Below are 837 nucleotides of genomic sequence, written 5' to 3'. Positions count from 1 at the left end.
AAATAGCCATGCTCCGCTGCACTGAAGGACGCTTGGGCAAATCCATTATCCTGGCGCACACTGTAGAAGGACTGATCAGAACACCCAGAGAGTTGAGTATTGTGGAGGCGGATTCAAAGGACGTCTTCCCCTGATAGTAGAGAAGCGCGGCATAGGCAGCCACGGTGTCTCCGTACTGCTTGCTTGAGGTGACTGACCGAGGGAATGTGGCACACAAGCGTTCCCCCAAAACGGGACACTTGCCCGACATTACCTCGTGCTGCATATCTACCACCTGTATTTTGAGATCTACAACATGGCGGCGCTCTGCCACTCTCATAGAGGGAAAGCAGCTTTCACGGAATGCACAACCCATGCACTGCTCTGGAAAATGGCTGACAAGCTGTGTCTCCGCATCCCTGGGTAACGACATTCCATGCCCCTGATGCCCAGCCTGGCCGCCTTTGGCGCGTTGACGTTGTCGCCTGCGTTGCTGATCTCGCAATGAATTTTCCTTAGCCTTGCTCTGTTTCTGCTTCTCTGTCTCCTCCTCTTCCTCCCTCTCCCTCCTATTCTTTCTGACTTTGGCCATTCTCTCCGTCTTCTCAGCCAGGGACCCCTTGGAGGATGGTTTGTTGGTCGTTTCCCGAATGGCCTTTTCTCTGGATTCATCCAACAGAGATTGGTACTCCTCCCAGAGCCTCCGCATCTGTGCATTATCAGCTTTCAGCTGCAAATTTTCGGCCTTGGCACGGCAACCTCTTTTTCGAGGTCACGTATTCTGACAGCCTGCACTGTAGCTGTGGGGCAGTTGGCACAAAAGCTCTGGAGATCGAGCAAAGAGAGAAATTTTGTTGA

At 52.7% G+C, this 837-nt stretch carries 1 protein-coding gene; it reads right to left on the bottom strand.

Annotated elements, in window-relative coordinates; all coding sequences use genetic code 11:
* Positions 1–715 (bottom strand): hypothetical protein (locus B5F76_RS14310; protein ID WP_087355765.1); only part of this gene is annotated, 715 nt, incomplete at its 3' end.
* Between the last annotated feature and the right edge of the window lie 122 nt (positions 716–837).

The organism is Desulfovibrio sp. An276 (assembly GCF_002159665.1).
Taxonomy (GTDB): Bacteria; Desulfobacterota; Desulfovibrionia; order Desulfovibrionales; family Desulfovibrionaceae; genus Desulfovibrio; species Desulfovibrio faecigallinarum.
This window is presented reverse-complemented; position numbering and strand designations above follow the sequence as displayed.